Origin of the sequence: Allobosea sp. RCC_152_1, from assembly GCF_041360765.1 — a bacterium.
GTDB classification, from domain to species: Bacteria; Pseudomonadota; Alphaproteobacteria; order Rhizobiales; family Beijerinckiaceae; genus Allobosea; species Allobosea spartocytisi.
Genome location: NZ_JBFUPU010000004.1, coordinates 150,158 through 166,384, shown reverse-complemented (window position 1 = coordinate 166,384; position 16,227 = coordinate 150,158). Strand labels below are relative to the sequence as shown.

Here is a 16,227-nt window from a genome sequence, read left to right as displayed (position 1 = left end):
GCTCCGCCGAACTCCGCTTAGCGGAACAGCGCCAGCGATTTCGACAGGGTGATCCAGACGCCCCAGGCGATCGGCAGGCCGACGACGGCCCAGGCGAGCAGGGCCGTGCCGTCAACACCGCCCTTGCCGATGCCGTAGGAGCCGTAATGCGCGGTCGCGTTGGCATTGGCCGTGCGGGCCTGCAGCGCCGCGACCTCGGCATCCTTCATGAACCACTTTGCCGCGACGGGGCGGATCAGCAGGTTGCAGAGAAAGCCTAGCACCAGCATGCCCGCGAGGATGTACATCGTGCGGTCATAGACCTGCGCGCGCGGCACGCCGGCATTGATCTGCGCCTCGCGGATATAGTTCACCACGACGGGGCCGATGATGCCCGCGGTCGACCAGGCCGTCAGCAGCCGGCCATGGATGGCGCCGACGAACTGTGTGCCGAACATGTCGGCGAGATAGGCCGGAACCGTGGCGAAGCCGCCGCCATACATCGACAGGATGATGCAGAAGAAGCCGACGAACAGCGCCAGCGACCCCGCATGCGCCGCCCAGGGCGAGAGCGCGTAGAGCAGGATGCCCAGCCCGAAGAAGGTGGCATAGGTCAATTTGCGGCCGAGCTTGTCCGAGAGCGAGGCCCAGAAGAAGCGCCCGGCGATATTGAACAGCGAGAGCAGGCCGACGAAGGCGGCCGCGATCGTGGCGATCTGCGTCTTCTGCCCGGCGTCGAGGGCGGCGAAGCCGATCTCCGGCTTGCCGATCAGCGAACCCGCGAAGATCTCCTGCAGCATCGGCGAGGCCATGCCGAGCACGCCGATGCCGGCGGAGACGTTGAGGCAGAGCACCGCCCAGATCAGCCAGAACTGCGGCGTCTTGTGCGCGTTCTGGAGATGGACATGGCCGGAGGTGATCATCGCGTTCTGCGTCGCCGGGGGCGTCCAGCCCTCCGGGCGCCAGTTCGCCGGCGGCACGCGGTAGCCGAAGGTGCCGGCCATCATGAACACGAAATAGATCGCGGCCATCGCGACGAAGGTCTGCCAGACGCCGACCGAGGCCGGGGTCTTGAAATAGTTCATCAGCATGTCCGCCAGCGGCGAACCGATCATCGCGCCGCCGCCGAAGCCCATGATCGCCATGCCGGTCGCCATGCCGCGCCGGTCCGGGAACCATTTCACCAGGGTCGAGACCGGCGAGATATAGCCGAGGCCGAGCCCGATGCCGCCGATCACGCCGGAGCCCAACCACATCAGCCAGAGCTGGTGCGTGTAGACGCCGAGCGCCGAGACCAGAAGGCCGCCGCACCAGCACAAGGTCGAGACGAAGGCCGCCTTGCGCGGGCCGACGCGCTCCAGCCAGCCGCCCCAGATCGCAGCGGACGAACCGAGCAGGACGAAGAACAGCGTGTACATCCAGCCGAGATCGGCGACCTTCCAGTCGCAGGCGGTGGTGAACAGCGAGCCGATCAGGCCGACATCCGCGGCGCAGGCGACGGGCTTGGTGATGCCGATCGCCTGGCTCAGCGGCAGCCAGAACACCGAGAAGCCATAGGCCATGCCGATGCAGAGATGGATGCAGAGCGCAGCCGGCGGCACGAGCCAGCGGTTGAAGCCGGCCTTGGCGATGGTCCGTTCGCGATCGAGCAGGCCGACGCCGCCCCCGACCTGTCCGATATCCTCTGCGACACTCATTCCCCGGTTCCTTTCCCCAAAGCTTCGCCGTTCGGGCCGGGTAGGGTCCCAGCTCGTTGTCATCTCTTGTCGCCGGCAGAACCGGCGTCTGGCTGCTAACCTCCGCGCCCCGGCCTGATCTTCGGCAGGGCTTGCCGCAGCAGGGGCGTGAGGTCCTCCGGCCGGTCGGCGAAGGCGGCGAGGAAGTCGCCGCGCATGCGTCCGGTCCAGAACTGGTTGATATGGTCGGCGACGGAGGCGGCCGCCTCCGCTTCCGGATAGGCCTTGAAGAAATCGGCGATCTGCCCGGCCATGCGCCGGAGCTTCTCGACGTTTTCGGCGTGGTGATCGGTGGTCAGGCCGGCCTCCGTCATCGGGCGATCGTCTCGGGTTCGGGTGCGAGCGCACCGGTGAAGACGATGCAGCCGTCGCGCCGTGCGACCGCGGCGAGCGTCAGGCCGAGATGCCGGGCGCGTTCGATCGCGAGCGAGGTCGGTGCGGAGATCGCGACCAGCGTTCCCGCGCCGAAGATCGCGGCCTTCTCGACCATCTCGAAGGAGGCGCGGCTGGTGACGAGCAGGAAGCCGTCGCTGGCATTGGCCCCGGCACGCAGGCGGGCGCCGATCAGCTTGTCGAGCGCGTTGTGGCGGCCGACATCCTCGCGCACCGCCAGGATCGCGCCGGAGGCATCGCACCAGGCGGCGCCATGGACGGCGCGGGTGAGCTGGTTCAGCGGCTGGTGCTTGTCGAGCGCCGCAAGCGCGGCCTCGATCGCCGCGGCAGATACGGCGCGTGAAGCCCGCGTCGCGGCATCAGCCATCGGAATTTCTTCGATGGTCTCGACCCCGCAGAGACCGCAGGAGGTCCGGCCCGAGAGATTGCGCCGCCGCGCCAGATGCTCGCGGAAGCGGCCCGGCGCGAGCTCGACCGTGACGATGACGCCCTCGTCCTTCGGCTCGACCGCGATGCCGCGGATCTCATCCGCGCCGCGCACGATGCCCTCGGTCAGGCTGAATCCGGTGACGAAATCCTCAAGGTCCGACGGGCTCGCCATCATCACCGCATAGGGCATGTTGCCGTAGACGATGTTGATGGGGGTCTCGACCGCGACCTCGATCTCGCGCGCATCGTCCTGCGCCGCGCCGAAGCGCAGCGGCCGGGCCGTGACGGCGGCCGAGGCCGGCGGCTGGGCTGGCGGATTATTCCGCGGCATCGGGCAGGCGCTCCGCGATCCGGCGCAAGGTCACGTCCTCTTCGAAATTCTTCTCCTGCCAGGCGGAATAAGCATTCGTACGCCGGACGTCGACGGCGGTGACCTTGTATTCCGGGCAGTTCGTCGCCCAGTCCGAATAATCGGTGGTGATGACGTTCGCGCCGGTCTTGGCGTGGTGGAAGGTCGTATAGACCACGCCCGGCTGCATCCGCTCGGAAATCACCGCCCGGAGCGCGATATCGCCGGAGCGGCTGGCGAGCGCGACGAGGTCGCCGTCGCGGATGCCGCGGCTTTCGGCGTCGAAGGGGTGGATCTCCAGCACGTCCTCGTCATGCCAGGCGCCGTTCTCGGTGCGCCGGGTCTGCGCGCCGACATTGTATTGCGAGAGGATGCGGCCCGTGGTGAGCAGCAGCGGGAAGCGCGGCCCCGTCCGCTCGTCGGTCGGGACATATTCGGTGATCATGAACTTGCCCTTGCCGCGCACGAAGCGGTCGACATGCATCAAGGGCGTGCCGGTCGGGGCCTTGTCGTTGCAGGGCCACTGCACCGAGCCGAGCTTGTCCAGCTTGTCATAGGAGACCCCCGCGAAGCTCGGGGTGAGCCGCGCGATCTCGTCCATGATCTCGCTCGGATGGCCATAGGCCATCTCGTAGCCCAGCGCGCGGGCCAGATCGATCGTCACCTGCCACTCGTCCTTGCCGGCGAGCGGGGCCATGACCTGCCGCACGCGGTTGATGCGGCGCTCGGCATTGGTGAAGGTGCCGTCCTTCTCCAGGAAGGAGGCGCCCGGCAGGAAGACATGGGCGTATTTCGCCGTCTCGTTCAGGAAGATGTCCTGGATGACGACGCATTCCATCGAGGCGAGGCCCGCCGTGACATGCTTGGTGTTCGGGTCGGACTGGGCGATGTCCTCGCCCTGGACATAGAGGCCCTTGAAGGTGCCCTCGACCGCCTCGTCCAGCATGTTGTTGATGCGCAGGCCCTGTTCGGGATCGAGCGGCACGCCCCAGAGCATCTCGAAGACCTGCCGCGTCGAATCGTCGGAGACGTGGCGATAGCCCGAGAATTCGTGCGGGAAGGAGCCCATGTCGCAGGAGCCCTGGACATTGTTCTGCCCGCGCAGCGGATTGATGCCGACGCCGTCGCGCCCGATATTGCCGGTCGCCATGGCGAGGTTCGCCATCGCCATCACCGTGGTCGAGCCCTGGCTGTGCTCGGTGACGCCGAGCCCGTAATAGATCGCGCCATTGCCGCCGGTGGCATAGAGCCGCGCCGCGGCGCGCACATCCGCCGCCGGCACGCCGGTATATTGCTCGCTCATCTCCGGCGAGTTCTCCTCGCGGGCGACGAAGCGGGCCCAGTGCTCGAAATCGCCGAGATCGCAGCGCTCGCGCACATAGGCTTCGTCGATCAGCCCCTCGGTGACGACGACATGGCTGAGCGCATTGAGCAGCGCGACATTGGTGCCGGGGCGCAGCGGCAGGTGGTAATCCGCCTTCACATGCGGCGACTGCACCATGTCGATCCGGCGGGGGTCGGCGACGATCAGGCGGGCACCCTGGCGGATGCGCTTCTTCATCCGCGAGGCGAAGACCGGGTGGCCGTCGGTCGGGTTCGCGCCGATGACCAGGATGACGTCGGACTTGGCGACGGACTTGAAGTCCTGCGTGCCGGCCGAGGTCCCGAGCGTCGTGCGCAGCCCATAGCCGGTCGGCGAGTGGCAGACGCGGGCGCAGGTATCGACATTGTTGTTGCGGAAGGCGGCGCGCACCAGCTTCTGGACGAGGAAGACCTCCTCGTTGGTGCAGCGCGACGAGGTGATGGCGCCGACCGATTCACGGCCGTATTGGGCCTGGATGCGCTTGAACTCGGAAGCCGCGTAATTGATCGCCTCTTCCCACGACACCTCGCGCCACGGGTCGGTGATCTTCGCCCGGATCATCGGCTTGGTGATGCGGTCGGTATGGGTGGCATAGCCCCAGGCGAAGCGGCCCTTGACGCAGGAATGGCCCTCGTTCGCCTTGCCGTCCTTGTAGGGCACCATGCGGATGACGCGGTCGCCCTGCATCTCCGCCTTGAACGAGCAGCCGACGCCGCAATAGGCGCAGGTCGTCACCACCGAATGCTCGGGCTGGCCATGCTCGATGACCTTGTTTTCCATCAGCGTCGCGGTCGGGCAGGCCTGCACGCAGGCGCCGCAGGAAACGCATTCCGAACCCAGGAAGTCGGTCGGGCCGGCCGCGACGCGCGAGTCGAAGCCGCGCCCGGTGATCGTCAGCGCGAAGGTACCCTGCACCTCCTCGCAGGCCCGCACGCAGCGATTGCAGACGATGCATTTCGACGGGTCGTAGGTGAAATACGGGTTGGAGGTGTCCTTAGCGAGCCAGTTCTCGTTGACCGCGCCGTCCTTGCCCTTGGCGAAGACGTGGTTCTCGCCCTCGTAGCCGTAGCGCACCTCGCGCAGGCCCACGGCGCCCGCCATGTCCTGCAATTCGCAATCGCCATTGGCGGAACAGGTCAGGCAGTCCAGCGGATGGTCGGAGATATAGAGCTCCATCACGCCCTTGCGCAGGCCGGAGAGGTTCTCCGACTGGGTGCGCACGACCATGCCGTCCTCGGCCGGCGTGGTGCAGGAGGCGGGCGTGCCGCGCCGTCCCTCGATCTCGACGAGGCAGAGCCGGCAGGAGCCGAAGGGTTCGAGCGAGTCGGTGGCGCAGAGCTTGGGGATTTTGGTGCCGAGGCTCATGGCGGCGGCCATGACCGAGGTTCCGGCCGGCACCGTGACGCTCTGGCCGTCGATGGTCAGCGTCACCGTCTTCTCGGAGAACCGGATCGGCGTGCCGTAGTCGATTTCCTTGATCAGGCTCATCCTGGCCTCCTCACTCGGCTGCCAGGGGCAGCGGAGGACGGTCGAAATCCTCGGGGAAATGGTTGAGCGCGCTCAGCACCGGCATCGGGGTCAGGCCGCCCATGGCGCAGAGCGAGGCGTCGGTCATCAGCTTCGAGAGATCCCGCAGCACGGCGATGTTCTTGGGAACCTCAGTGCCGGCGATGATGCGGTCCATCGTCTCGACGCCGCGGGTCGCGCCGATCCGGCAGGGCGTGCACTTGCCGCAGCTTTCCTTGGCGCAGAATTCGAAGGCGAAGCGCGCCTGTTTGGCCATGTCGACGCTGTCGTCGAAAACGACGATGCCGCCATGGCCGAGCATCGCGCGCATCGCAGCGAGCGCCTCGTAATCCATCTGCACGTCGAGCTGCCCGGCCGTGAGATAGGCGCCGAGCGGCCCACCGACCTGCACGGCCCGGATCGGCCGGCCCGACAGCGTGCCGCCGCCCATATCCTCGATGATCTCGCGCAAGCTGATGCCGAAGGCGAGTTCGATCAGCCCGCCGCGCCTGACATTGCCGCCGAGCTGGATCGGCAGCGTGCCGCGCGAGCGGCCCATGCCGTAGTCGGCATAGGCCTGCGCACCATGGTCGAGGATCCACGGCACGGCGGCGAAGGAGAGCACGTTGTTGACGACGGTCGGCTTGCCGAACAGGCCCTGCAACGCCGGTAGCGGCGGCTTGGCCCGGACGATGGCGCGCTTGCCTTCGAGGCTTTCGAGCAGCGAGGTCTCCTCGCCGCAGATATAGGCACCGGCCCCGAGCCGCACTTCCAGATGGAAGGCGTGCTCCGAGCCCAGAACCGAGGCGCCGATCATTCCGGCGGCTTCAGCCTTCAGAATCGCGCGCTGGAGCATGCGATGGGCATGCGGATATTCCGAGCGCAGATAGATATAGCCGCGCGTCGCCCCGACCGCGATCGCGGCGATCGCCATGCCCTCGATCACGAGATAGGGGTCGCCTTCGAACAGCATACGGTCGGCGAAGGTGCCGCTATCGCCCTCATCGGCATTGCAGACGATGTATTTCTGCTCTGCCTTGGCGTCGTGGACGGTCTTCCACTTGATGCCGGTCGGGAAGCCGGCGCCGCCGCGGCCGCGCAGGCCCGATGCCTTCACCGCCTCGACGATCTCGCCGCCGGTGAGCGCCAGCGCCTTCTCCAGCCCCTTGAAGCCGCCATGGGCGCGGTAATCCGCGATCGAAAGCGGGTCGATGACGCCGACGCGCTCGAAGGTGAGGCGCTGCTGGCGCTTCATCCAGTCGAGTTCTTCGGTCTTGCCGAGGCGCAAGGCGTGCGCGCCGCTCGAGACGAAGCCGGCATCGAAAAGCGAGGCGACATCCTTCGCCGCGACCGGCCCGTAGGCGATGCGTCCTTCGTTCGTCTCGACCTCGACCATCGGCTCCAGCCAGAGCATGCCGCGCGAGCCGTTGCGGACGATCTCGACGGAAAGCCCGCGCGTCGTCGCCTCAAAGGCGATGGCCTGCGCGACGGCTTCCGCGCCGACCGACAGGGCGGCGGCGTCGATGGGAACGAAGATGCGGACCGGTGCGGCGCTCATGAATGCGCCTTTCCGTGCTGGCAGAGCCCGGCAATGCGGGCGGCATCGACGCGCCCGATCAGTTCGCCATCGACCAGGGCCGAGGGCCCGAGCGCGCAATTACCGAGACAATACACCGTTTCGACGATGGCGTCGCCGGCATGGTGGTCGTCGACCGCGATGCCATGGTTGCGGGCAAGCTCGTCGACCACGCTCTCGCAGCCCAAAGCCTGGCAGGCCTCGGCCCGGCAGAGCTTGACGATGCGGGCCGGCTGCGGGGCGGTCTTGAAGTCGTGATAGAAGGAGATCGCGCCATGGACCTCGGCACGCGACAGGTTAAGCGCCTCCGCGATCAGCGGCACGGCCTGAGGGTCGACATAGCCGAACTCGTCCTGAAGGGCGTGCAACATTGGCAGCGTGGCGCCTTCGAGATGCGCCAGCCCCGCCACGATCATGCGCGCACTGTCCTGATCCCAGGCCGGATAAGCCGCCATCTTTCCTCCATAGGCACGGTTCGCCGGGCGCTCGTTATGGGGAGGGTGGTTGAAACTGGAATGATTTCAAATCGTTTCTTTCGAATGTGTGATAGTTTTTAGCTATCAAAATACGCGATATGGGTCCGCGCCCGTCACGATGCAGGTTTGACAGGCTCCAAAAATTCTTCTGATGGGCCGTTTTGCGCCGCACAATGCTGCGCTGCTTCTAAGACGATAGGCGAAGGCTATCGAATGATGGGGCGGCGCGGCAGCCCGGCATCGGTGACCGGCTTCGTCATCATCAGGAGGTTGCGCGCGAGCGGCGCCACCGGCTGCCGGTCCGCCACGATCAGCCCGATCGTGCGCTGCGCCTCCGGCTCGACCAGCGACAGCGCTTTCGTCCCGAGCGGCACGCCGAAGAACTCCAGCAATTGCAGCGAGACGATGCTGGCGATGCCCTGGATGCCGGCATGCGAGCAGAGGTTGAAGATCGAGTTGGTCTCGATCATCGGCCGTGGCGCCGTGCCGACCGAGCGGAAGATGCCGTCGATGATGCGCCGGTTCTGCATGTCGCCTGTGAGCAGGCAGAGCTTTTGCTCGGCGGCCTCGGCCCAGGTGATGGTGTCGCGCGCGCCGAACGGCCCGTCCTCGCGCGTCAGCAGCACATAGGATTCCTGATAGATCGGCTTCGAAATCACCCGGTCGAGCGGCTCGTTGTCGAGATAGGTCAGCCCGACATCGAGTTCGAAATCGTCGATGCCCTGCTGGATTTCCTGCGAGGTCAGCGAGAGCACGGTGAGCGACACCGCCGGATAGCGCTCCGAGAAGGGCGCGGTGATATGGGCGATCATCGGCAGCGCGGTCGGGATCGCGCCGAGCCTGATCCGGCCGGAGACGCCCTCGCGCAGCTCCGCGATCGAATCCTTCATCACCTCGGCCTCGGCCAGGATGCGCCTGGCATGGGCGAGCACGACCTCACCCTCCTTGGTGAAGCCCTGGAAGCGCCGCCCGCGCTCGACGATCATCACGCCGAGCTCTTCCTCGAGCTGCACGATCGCGGCCGAAAGCGTCGGCTGCGAGACATGGCAGGCCTCGGCCGCGCGGCGGAAATGTTTTTCGCGCGCGAGCGCGTCGAGATAGACTAATTGGCGAATGATCATGGTTTCGGCTCGGAGGCGGCCGAGAGCGCCGCGCGCCCGAGCATCGGCAGCTTGCGCGGGCGATGCAAGCGCGGCGGTTGCAATCCTGCAAACAGCTTGTTGCTGGCAGGGCAACGCCTCGAGAATTGCGCTGCAGCAACCCCGACCCTAACTGCGGGGAGCCGGGATGGCCGGCAGGCAAAGGGTCGCGTCGCGGCCTCGGGATGATCATGGCACAGGAACTGGAATTCGGACTCGACACTTTCGGCGACGTCACCAACGGGGCGGACGGCAAGCCGCTGCCGCATGCGCAGGTGATCCGCAATCTCGTCGACGAAGCCGTCCTGGCCGATCAGGTCGGCATCGATTTCATCGGCGTCGGGGAGCATCACCGTGCCGATTTCGCGGTCTCCTCGCCGGAGACGGTGCTGGCCGGCATGGCCACGCGCACCAGCCGCATCAAGCTGGGCTCGGCCGTCACGGTGCTGAGCTCGGACGATCCGATCCGCGTCTTCCAGCGCTTTTCGACGGTCGATGCGCTCTCGAACGGGCGCGCCGAGGTCATTCTCGGTCGCGGCTCCTTCACGGAGTCCTTCCCGCTCTTCGGGCTCGACCTGCGCGATTACGAGAAGCTGTTCGAGGAGAAGCTCGATCTCTTCGTCGGCCTGCTGCCGCAGGAGCCGTTGACCTGGCAGGGCTCGATCCGGCCGCCGCTGAAGGACCAGCTCGTCTATCCGCCGGTCGAGAACGGCCCGCTCAAGACCTGGATCGGCGTCGGCGGCAGCCCGGAATCGGTGGTGCGCGCGGTGCGCTACGACCTGCCCTTGATGCTCGCCATCATCGGCGGCGACCCGCTGCGCTTCAAGCCCTTCGTCGACTTGTATCATCGCGCCTATGGCCAGATCGGCAAGCCGGCCAAGCCCGTCGGCGTGCATTCGCCGGGCTATGTCGCTGCGACCGACGAGCAGGCCAAGGAGGAGTTCTTCCCGGCCTACAAGCAGATGCGCGACCGCATCGGCGCCGAGCGCGGCTGGCCGCCGATGGGCCGTGACGAGTTCGAGCAGGAGGTCGCGCGCGGCTCGCTCTATTTGGGCTCGCCCGAGACGGTCGCCCGCAAGATCGCGGCAACCGCAAAGGGGCTGGGCATCGCTCGGTTCCAGCTCAAGTACAGCGCGGGCCCGCTGGCGCATGAGAAGGCGATGGAGTGCATCCGGCTCTATGGCGAGAAGGTCGTGCCCCTGGTGCGGGAGATGCTGGCGTAAGGCGCCAGTCAGACTCTGGTACCGCGACGCTTTTTCCTTCTCCCGAATGGGAGAAGGTGGCCCGGAGGGCCGGATGAGGGCTCGTCCTCAGCACTGAGGGCGCAACGGCACTGCCCCGTTTTTAACGATCAGCGCCAGGCCCTCACCCCTGCCCCTCTCCCATCCGGGAGAGGGGTTCCCCGCGTCTGACATCGACGACACCGCTCACCCCACAACCTTCAGCGGATCGACCGACAGCGTCCGCTTCAGCGCCCTCAGGCCGAAGGTCGTCCGCGTCTGCCTGACCCCCGGAATGCGGTAGATCGTGCCGCGCAGGAAGCGCTCGTAGTGGTCGGTGCCGCTGACCACGACCTTGGCGAGATAGTCGTATTCGCCGGTGACCAGATGCGCCTCGACCACCTCCGGCGCCTTCACCAGCGCCTCGGCGAACTGGTCGAGCACCTTGTCGTCATGCTTGTCGAGCGTGATCTCGACGAAGACGACATTGTTGTAGCCGAGAGCCTGATGATCGAGCAGGGCGACGTACTTCTCGATGACGCCGGCCTCCTCCAGCCGCTTCACCCGCGTCCAGCAGGGCGAGGGCGACAGGCCGACCTTTTCGGCCAGGGCCTGGGTGGTGAGCCTGCCGTCATCCCGCAATGCAGCAAGAATCTTGCGATCGATCGGATCGAGAGCAGGACTCTTCTGGCTCTTTTTATTCATCGGGTGATCATTCTGGGTTTTGGCTACAAGTCAGAATGATCTTCTGTCACGCTTCCGGGATGCCGGCAAATTCGGAAGGAACCTCCGGGGCGGTGGAGCTAGCGTTGGTTGCAAGGGGAACGATTGCCGGCGGCTGCGGTCGCAGGGCATGGCAGCACCGTTGACGGAACGCCTTGCCGGACGCCGGCAAAGGCGGAATGCTGGCGGCGACAGGGATGGAGGCGCTCATGAGCAGCGACAAGGCAGGCCAGGCGCCGGCAGTAACCCAGCCACTGCAGTTCCATGTCCCCAAACCGGCGAGTCGCCCGGGCGAGAAGCCAGACTTCTCCCATGTCGTGATCCCGAAGGCCGGCTCCGTCGCGCGCCCGCCCGTCGATGTCGACCCCAAGGATATCCGCGACCTTGCCTATTCGATCATCCGCGTCCTCAACCGCGAGGGCGAGGCGGTCGGCCCCTGGGTGCCCGATCTCTCGCATGACGATCTGATCCGGGGGCTACGCCACATGATGACGCTGCGCACCTTCGACGGGCGCATGCAGATGGCGCAGCGCCAGGGCAAGACCTCGTTCTACATGCAGCACACCGGCGAGGAGGCGGTGAGTTGCGCCTTCCGCATCGCGCTCCAGCCCGGCGACATGAACTTTCCGACCTATCGCCAGGCGGGCCTGCTGATCGCGAACGACTACCCGCTCGTCGACATGATGTGCCAGATCTACTCGAACGAGCGCGACCCGATGAAGGGCCGGCAATTGCCGGTGATGTACTCCTCCAAGGAGCACGGTTTCTTCTCGATCTCCGGCAATCTCGCGACGCAATACGTACAGGCCGTCGGCTGGGCGATGGCCTCGGCGATCAAGAACGACACCCGCATCGCCGCCGCCTGGATCGGCGACGGCTCGACGGCGGAATCGGATTTCCACGCCGCGCTGGTTTTCGCCTCGACCTACAAGGCCCCGGTCGTCCTCAACGTCGTCAACAACCAGTGGGCGATCTCGACCTTCCAGGGCATCGCGCGCGGCGGCTCCGGCACCTTCGCGGCACGCGGCCTCGGTTTCGGCATCCCGGCGCTGCGCGTCGACGGCAACGACTACCTTGCGGTCTATGCCGTCGCGCAATGGGCGGTCGAGCGCGCCCGCCGCAATCTTGGGCCGACGCTGGTCGAATACGTCACCTATCGCGCCGGCGCCCATTCCACCTCGGACGACCCGTCCGCCTATCGCCCCAAGCACGAATCCGACGATTGGCCGCTCGGCGATCCGCTGATCCGCCTGAAGCAGCATCTGATCGCGGTCGGCGCCTGGTCGGAGGAGCGCCACAAGCAGGCGGAGGCCGAGATCCTCGCCACCGTCATCGCCGCGCAGAAGGAGGCCGAGAGCTTCGGCACGCTGCATTCCGGCGGCAAGCCCTCGGCGCGCGACATCTTCGAGGACGTCTATGCCGAGCTGCCGCCGCATCTGCGCCGCCAGCGCCAGCAGATCGGAGTCTGACCCGATGGCACGCATGACGATGATCGAGGCGATCCGCTCCGCCATGGACGTCTCCATGGGCCGCGACGACGATGTCGTGGTCTTCGGCGAGGATGTCGGCTTTTTCGGCGGCGTCTTCCGCTGCACCCACGGGCTGCAGCAGAAATACGGGATGTCGCGCTGCTTCGACGCGCCGATCAGCGAGGCCGGCATCGTCGGCACCGCCATCGGCATGGCGGCCTATGGCCTGAAACCCTGCGTCGAGATCCAGTTCGCCGACTACATGTACCCGGCCTATGACCAGATCGTCTCCGAGGCCGCCCGCCTGCGCTACCGCTCGGCCGGCGACTTCACCTGTCCGATGGTGATCCGCATGCCGACCGGCGGCGGCATCTTCGGCGGCCAGACCCATAGCCAGAGCCCGGAAGCGCTCTTCACCCATGTCTCCGGCCTGAAGACGATCGTTCCCTCCAACCCCTACGACGCCAAGGGTCTGCTGATCGCCGCGATCGAGGACCCCGACCCGGTGATCTTCCTGGAGCCGAAGCGGCTCTATAACGGCCCCTTCGATGGCCATCACGACCGCCCGGTCACGGCCTGGTCGAAGCATGAGCTCGCCGAGGTGCCGGAGGGCCATTACACCGTGCCGCTCGGCAAGGCGGTGACGCGTCGCGAAGGCTCCGCCGTCACCATCCTCGCCTATGGCACCATGGTCCATGTCGCGCTGGCGGCGGCCGAGGATACCGGCATCGATGCCGAGGTGATCGACCTTCGCACGCTCGTTCCGCTCGATCTCGAGGCGATCGTCGCCTCGGTCCAGAAGACCGGCCGCTGCATCGTGCTGCACGAGGCGACGCTCACCTCAGGTTTCGGCGGCGAGCTTACGGCGCTGGTGCAGGAGCACTGCTTCTACCATCTGGAGGCGCCGGTGATGCGCGTTACCGGCTGGGATACGCCCTATCCGCATGCGCAGGAATGGGACTATTTCCCCGGTCCGGCTCGCCTCAGTCAGGCGCTGCAAGACATCATGGAGGCACGCTGATGGTCGAGCGCATCATCAAGCTGCCGGATGTCGGCGAGGGCATCGCGGAAGCCGAACTCGTCGAGTGGCACGTCAAGGTCGGCGACATCGTCCGCGAGGACGATCTGCTCGCCGCCGTGATGACCGACAAGGCGACGGTCGAGATTCCGTCGCCGGTCGAGGGCGAGGTCACCTGGGTCGGCGCCGAGGTCGGCGACACCGTCGCGATCGGCTCGGCCATCGTGAAGCTGAAGGTGGCGGGCGCTGAAGGCGCGGTGGCTGAAGAGCCTGCCGAGGAAGCGCCTGCCGAGGAAGCGCCTGCCGAGAAGCCGGCACCTGTTGCAGCCGCTCCGGCGCCCAAGGCGGAGAAGCCTGCTGCATCGGCAGCTCCCGTCAAGCCGGCAGTACCGCCTCAGCCGGCTCCCAAGCCTATGCGTGCCGACGCGGCCCCCATCCAGCGCCGCGCACCGGGCGAGAAGCCGCTGGCCTCGCCGGCCGTGCGCCTGAAGGCGCGCGAGGCCGGGGTCGATCTGCGTCAGGTCCAGGGCACGGGCCTTGCCGGTCGCATCACCCATCAGGATATCGACGCCTTCTTGTTGCGCGGCCCGGAGCCGGCGCGTGGCGGCGGGCTCGTCGAGCAGAGCGCCGTCACCGAGGTGAAGGTCGTCGGCCTGCGCCGCCGCATCGCCGAGAAGATGGCGCTGTCGAAATCGCGCATCCCGCACATCACCATCGTCGAAGAAGTCAACGTCTCGCCGCTGGAGGATTTGCGCGCCACGCTGAACAAGAAGCCGACGCCGGAGCGGCCGAAGCTGACGCTTCTGCCCTTCCTGATGCGGGCCATGGTCAAGGCGCTCGCCGAGCAGCCGGCGCTGAACGCGCTCTATGACGACGATGCCGGCATCGTGCGCCAGCATGCCGCGATCAATATCGGCATCGCCACGCAGACGCCGACCGGCCTGATCGTGCCGGTGGTGAAACATGCCGAGGCGCGCGATCTCTGGGGCTGCGGCATCGAGCTTGCCCGCCTTGCCGAGCGCGGCCGGCAGGGCACCGCGACCCGCGACGAGCTCACCGGCTCGACCATCACCATCACGTCGCTCGGCGCACTCGGCGGCATCGCGACCACGCCGGTGATCAACTACCCGGAAGTTGCCATCGTCGGCGTCAACAAGATGGTCGTGCGTCCGGTCTGGGACGGCACCACCTTCGTGCCGCGCAAGATGATGAACCTCTCCTCCAGCTTCGACCACCGCGTCATCGATGGCTGGGACGCCGCCGTCTTCGTGCAGCGGCTGAAGGAGCTGCTGGAGAACCCGGCCACGCTCTTCGTGGACATCTGAGGAGCGCTGCCCATGACCGAAATCACCTGCAAGCTCCTCGTCATCGGCGCCGGCCCCGGCGGCTATGTCTGCGCCATCCGCGCCGGCCAGCTCGGCATCGACACCGTGATCGTCGAGAGCACCAAGCTCGGCGGCTCCTGCCTCAATGTCGGCTGCATCCCGTCCAAGGCGATGATCCATGTCGCCGAGGAGTTCGAGAAGGCGGCGGAAGCAGCGGCCGGCAAGACGCCCTTCGGCCTGACGGCGGCCGAGCCGAAGCTCGACCTGAAGCAGGCGGTGGCCTGGAAGGACGGCATCGTCCAGCGCCTCAACAACGGCGTCGCGGCGCTGCTGCGCAAGGCCAAGGTCAAGATCGTCCACGGCAAGGCCCGCTTCCGCGACGGCAAGACCGTGGTCGTCGAGACCGAGACCGGGCCGAAGACGATCCAGGCCGAGGCCATTGTCATTGCGACCGGCTCCGCCCCGGTGGAGCTGCCCTTCCTACCCTTCGGTGGGAATGTGATCTCCTCGACCGGCGCGCTGGCGCTGACGGAGGTGCCGAAGCGCCTCGTCGTCGTCGGCGGCGGCTATATCGGGCTGGAGCTGGGCACAGCCTTCGCCAAGCTCGGAGCCAAGGTCACCGTCGTCGAGGCGCAGGACAAGATCCTGCCGCTCTACGATGCCGAGCTGACCGGCCCCATCTCCAAACGCCTGACCGCGCTTGGCGTCGAGGTGCTGACCGGCGCCAAGGCGCTCGGGCCGACGCCCAAAGGCGACGGCCTGCGCATCGAGACGGCCGATTGCAAGGAGCGCAGCCTGCCGGCCGACAAGATCCTGGTGACGGTCGGCCGCAAGCCGGTCACCGATGGTCTCGGCCTTGAAAACCTCGTGCTAGACATGGATGGCCGCTTCATCCGCATTGGCGAGCGTTGCGAGACGGCGATGCGCGGCATCTACGCCATCGGCGACGTCACCGGCGAGCCGATGCTGGCGCATCGCGCCATGGCGCAGGGCGAGATGGTGGCGGAGATCGTCGCCGGCTTAGCCCGCGCCTGGGACAAGCGCGGCATCGCGGCGATCTGCTTCACCGATCCCGAGATTGTCTCGGTCGGCCTCTCGCCAGACGAGGCCAAGCGCGCCGGCCACGAGCTCAAGATCGGCCAGTTCCCCTTCGCCGCCAATGGCCGGGCCATGACCCGCCATGCCGAGGTCGGCTTCGTGCGCGTGGTGGCGCAGGCCGGTAGCGACTTGGTGCTGGGCATCCAGGCAGTCGGGCAAGGTGTCTCGGAACTCTCGGCCGCCTTCGGCCTCGCGATCGAGATGGGCGCGACGCTGCAGGATATCGCCGGCACGATCCACGCCCATCCGACGCTTGGCGAGGCCTTCCCGGAGGCCGCGATGAAGGCGCTCGGCCACGCCCTGCACATCTGAGGAGCCGCGACCGATCCGCGCAGGTCGCCAGCTAAGATGCATACAATCTTGACATTGTCTGTATCGAGGGTGATCTGAGGGGCGACGCCGAGCGAACGGCGCCGTCCCGAGGAGAC

At 66.9% G+C, this 16,227-nt stretch carries 13 protein-coding genes; 5 read left to right on the top strand and 8 right to left on the bottom strand.

Annotation, left to right across the window (positions count from 1 at the left end):
• Positions 1 to 17 precede the first annotated feature (17 nt).
• The 7 genes from AB6806_RS15505 to AB6806_RS15475 all read right to left on the bottom strand — a co-directional run bounded on the left by AB6806_RS15505 (position 18) and on the right by AB6806_RS15475 (position 8,928).
• The gene (locus AB6806_RS15505; RefSeq protein ID WP_142022267.1) at positions 18 to 1,676 is read right to left on the bottom strand and encodes an OFA family MFS transporter; all 1,659 of its coding nucleotides are present in this window, start codon (positions 1,674 to 1,676) and stop codon (positions 18 to 20) included.
• 95 nt (positions 1,677 to 1,771) lie between these two features.
• Complete coding sequence (locus tag AB6806_RS15500; RefSeq protein WP_051988373.1) at positions 1,772 to 2,029, bottom strand: formate dehydrogenase subunit delta; 258 nt, start codon at positions 2,027 to 2,029, stop codon at positions 1,772 to 1,774.
• A complete protein-coding gene (gene fdhD / locus AB6806_RS15495; RefSeq protein ID WP_142022266.1) occupies positions 2,026 to 2,868 on the bottom strand; it encodes a formate dehydrogenase accessory sulfurtransferase FdhD in 843 nt (280 codons plus the stop codon). The genes AB6806_RS15500 and fdhD overlap by 4 nt, the downstream gene beginning before the upstream one ends.
• Complete coding sequence (gene fdhF, locus AB6806_RS15490) at positions 2,855 to 5,737, bottom strand: formate dehydrogenase subunit alpha (protein WP_370954888.1); 2,883 nt, start codon at positions 5,735 to 5,737, stop codon at positions 2,855 to 2,857. The genes fdhD and fdhF overlap by 14 nt, the downstream gene beginning before the upstream one ends.
• A gap of 10 nt (positions 5,738 to 5,747) precedes the next feature.
• Entirely contained in the window at positions 5,748 to 7,313 is a 1,566-nt protein-coding gene (locus AB6806_RS15485; RefSeq protein WP_370954887.1) for a formate dehydrogenase beta subunit, read from the bottom strand.
• Entirely contained in the window at positions 7,310 to 7,786 is a 477-nt protein-coding gene (locus AB6806_RS15480; RefSeq protein ID WP_370954886.1) for an NAD(P)H-dependent oxidoreductase subunit E, read from the bottom strand. Before AB6806_RS15480 ends, AB6806_RS15485 begins: the two co-directional genes overlap by 4 nt.
• Positions 7,787 to 8,013: 227 nt before the next feature.
• A complete protein-coding gene (locus AB6806_RS15475; RefSeq protein WP_370954885.1) occupies positions 8,014 to 8,928 on the bottom strand; it encodes a LysR family transcriptional regulator in 915 nt (304 codons plus the stop codon).
• A 209-nt stretch (positions 8,929 to 9,137) separates the two neighbouring features.
• On the opposite strand from AB6806_RS15475, the gene AB6806_RS15470 reads away from it, so the two are divergent.
• The gene (locus AB6806_RS15470) at positions 9,138 to 10,169 is read left to right on the top strand and encodes an LLM class flavin-dependent oxidoreductase (RefSeq protein ID WP_370954884.1); all 1,032 of its coding nucleotides are present in this window, start codon (positions 9,138 to 9,140) and stop codon (positions 10,167 to 10,169) included.
• A gap of 204 nt (positions 10,170 to 10,373) precedes the next feature.
• Here the strand turns inward: AB6806_RS15470 and AB6806_RS15465 are convergent, their stop codons facing one another.
• Positions 10,374 to 10,871 carry an Lrp/AsnC family transcriptional regulator gene (locus AB6806_RS15465; RefSeq protein WP_142022261.1) on the bottom strand — a complete coding sequence of 166 codons (498 nt, stop codon included), beginning with the start codon at positions 10,869 to 10,871 and terminating at the stop codon, positions 10,374 to 10,376.
• Positions 10,872 to 11,098: 227 nt separating this feature from the next.
• Here AB6806_RS15465 and AB6806_RS15460 point away from each other — a divergent pair, with 227 nt between their 5' ends.
• Genes AB6806_RS15460 through lpdA form a run of 4 tightly spaced genes read left to right on the top strand, consistent with a single transcriptional unit; the run spans position 11,099 to position 16,111 of the window.
• A complete protein-coding gene (locus AB6806_RS15460; RefSeq protein WP_370954883.1) occupies positions 11,099 to 12,358 on the top strand; it encodes a 3-methyl-2-oxobutanoate dehydrogenase (2-methylpropanoyl-transferring) subunit alpha in 1,260 nt (419 codons plus the stop codon).
• Between the two features lie 4 nt (positions 12,359 to 12,362).
• Entirely contained in the window at positions 12,363 to 13,379 is a 1,017-nt protein-coding gene (locus tag AB6806_RS15455; RefSeq protein ID WP_370954882.1) for an alpha-ketoacid dehydrogenase subunit beta, read from the top strand.
• Positions 13,379 to 14,701 carry a dihydrolipoamide acetyltransferase family protein gene (locus AB6806_RS15450; RefSeq protein ID WP_370954881.1) on the top strand — a complete coding sequence of 441 codons (1,323 nt, stop codon included), beginning with the start codon at positions 13,379 to 13,381 and terminating at the stop codon, positions 14,699 to 14,701. The genes AB6806_RS15455 and AB6806_RS15450 overlap by 1 nt, the downstream gene beginning before the upstream one ends.
• A 12-nt stretch (positions 14,702 to 14,713) precedes the next feature.
• A complete protein-coding gene (gene lpdA, locus AB6806_RS15445) occupies positions 14,714 to 16,111 on the top strand; it encodes a dihydrolipoyl dehydrogenase (RefSeq protein ID WP_370954880.1) in 1,398 nt (465 codons plus the stop codon).
• Positions 16,112 to 16,227 lie beyond the last annotated feature (116 nt).

What these genes read in the sequence shown, in the direction of transcription:
- AB6806_RS15505 (WP_142022267.1), bottom strand. Translation starts at nt 1,676, where the DNA reads ATGAGTGTCGCAGAGGATATCGGACAGGTCGGGGGCGGCGTCGGCCTG.
- AB6806_RS15500 (WP_051988373.1), bottom strand. Translation starts at nt 2,029, where the DNA reads ATGACGGAGGCCGGCCTGACCACCGATCACCACGCCGAAAACGTCGAG.
- fdhD (WP_142022266.1), bottom strand. Translation starts at nt 2,868, where the DNA reads ATGCCGCGGAATAATCCGCCAGCCCAGCCGCCGGCCTCGGCCGCCGTC.
- fdhF (WP_370954888.1), bottom strand. Translation starts at nt 5,737, where the DNA reads ATGAGCCTGATCAAGGAAATCGACTACGGCACGCCGATCCGGTTCTCC.
- AB6806_RS15485 (WP_370954887.1), bottom strand. Translation starts at nt 7,313, where the DNA reads ATGAGCGCCGCACCGGTCCGCATCTTCGTTCCCATCGACGCCGCCGCC.
- AB6806_RS15480 (WP_370954886.1), bottom strand. Translation starts at nt 7,786, where the DNA reads ATGGCGGCTTATCCGGCCTGGGATCAGGACAGTGCGCGCATGATCGTG.
- AB6806_RS15475 (WP_370954885.1), bottom strand. Translation starts at nt 8,928, where the DNA reads ATGATCATTCGCCAATTAGTCTATCTCGACGCGCTCGCGCGCGAAAAA.
- AB6806_RS15470 (WP_370954884.1), top strand. Translation starts at nt 9,138, where the DNA reads ATGGCACAGGAACTGGAATTCGGACTCGACACTTTCGGCGACGTCACC.
- AB6806_RS15465 (WP_142022261.1), bottom strand. Translation starts at nt 10,871, where the DNA reads ATGAATAAAAAGAGCCAGAAGAGTCCTGCTCTCGATCCGATCGATCGC.
- AB6806_RS15460 (WP_370954883.1), top strand. Translation starts at nt 11,099, where the DNA reads ATGAGCAGCGACAAGGCAGGCCAGGCGCCGGCAGTAACCCAGCCACTG.
- AB6806_RS15455 (WP_370954882.1), top strand. Translation starts at nt 12,363, where the DNA reads ATGGCACGCATGACGATGATCGAGGCGATCCGCTCCGCCATGGACGTC.
- AB6806_RS15450 (WP_370954881.1), top strand. Translation starts at nt 13,379, where the DNA reads ATGGTCGAGCGCATCATCAAGCTGCCGGATGTCGGCGAGGGCATCGCG.
- lpdA (WP_370954880.1), top strand. Translation starts at nt 14,714, where the DNA reads ATGACCGAAATCACCTGCAAGCTCCTCGTCATCGGCGCCGGCCCCGGC.